The sequence below is a fragment of the Paenibacillus sp. 3LSP genome, assembly GCF_032465655.1.
GTDB classification, from domain to species: domain Bacteria; phylum Bacillota; class Bacilli; order Paenibacillales; family Paenibacillaceae; genus Fontibacillus; species Fontibacillus barengoltzii.
Genome location: NZ_JAWDJI010000256.1, coordinates 1 through 1,070 on the forward strand (window position 1 = coordinate 1; position 1,070 = coordinate 1,070).

Genomic DNA, 1,070 nt, shown 5'->3' on the forward strand with positions numbered 1-1,070 from the left:
GAAGCTGCCAAGGAAGATGCCCACCGGGCTCGTCAGCGGATCTTGAAATTCCTGCTTCGTCACCAGATTGAACCACCCGCCACCATAAAGCGTCGCTGGACCAAGAAGTACCGCGTCTGGTTAGGGCAGCTTACGTTCCCGTATGAGTCCATGCACGTGGCATTCAGCGAAATGCTTCATGCTTTGGATGAGATCGAGCAGCGCATGGGACGCCTAGAAAAAGCACTCGTTGAGCAAGCTGCGACCGGTTCCAAGGCTTCTCTGATCCAAGTTCTTCAGTCCCTACGGGGGATTGGATTGCTTACAGCCATTACCCTTGCGGCTGAAATCGGAACCTTTGCGCGTTTTCGTTCCCCTGCGCAACTGATGGCGTACTTGGGACTGGTCCCTCGTGAGTATTCCACGGGCCTAAGTACTCGACGCGGCAGCATGACCAAAGCCGGAAATGGCCGCTTACGACGGACTTTGGTGGAGTCCGCTTGGAGTTACCGTCACCGTCCTGCCGTAAAAGGGGATCTCGCCAAGCGATTAGATGGTATGCCCGCCGACGTACAGCTGTTGTCCTGGAAGGCGCAAGAAAGATTGCATTACAAATACCGTCATCTTGTGTTTGGAAAGAACAAGCACAAGAATGTGGCCGTCGGTGCGGTGGCCCGGGAATTGATTGGGTTCATATGGGCGGTTGCTCGAACCGTGGAGCAGCCAGCAGCCTCCTAACGCCTTTGGACGATGAAGGACGCAGGGGACGTTGCCCCCTGCACCCCCACACTCGCCGTGTGGCGTTCCTCATCTTCGATGAGGATTTGGAAAAGTGTTGAATTGTACCCCACCGCTTGTCAAGGAAGACGCTTGACAAGCTCACGCCGGAGCACGAGGCCCGGGAGCAAACGAAGGTTCAGGAGAGAATTTGCGTAGTCCGTTTGCACTAGGTTTTGAAAGAAACTGAACGTGCGTTTCTAGCTTGCAAGGGCTCTCCCTGACGAAGGCATAACATGTGGTAACCAACCCACGGATAGCAGCGTGCCGACCGTCGCTCGCTTTTTTGCTCTCGCGCCACGTGCTCACGCGCA

Annotated in this window: 1 protein-coding gene; it reads left to right on the forward strand. The window is 55.5% G+C overall.

Annotated elements, in window-relative coordinates:
- On the forward strand, window positions 1–717 hold a 717-nt coding region (locus tag RW092_RS22210; protein WP_316011326.1), incomplete at its 5' end, for an IS110 family RNA-guided transposase.
- Between the last annotated feature and the right edge of the window lie 353 nt (window positions 718–1,070).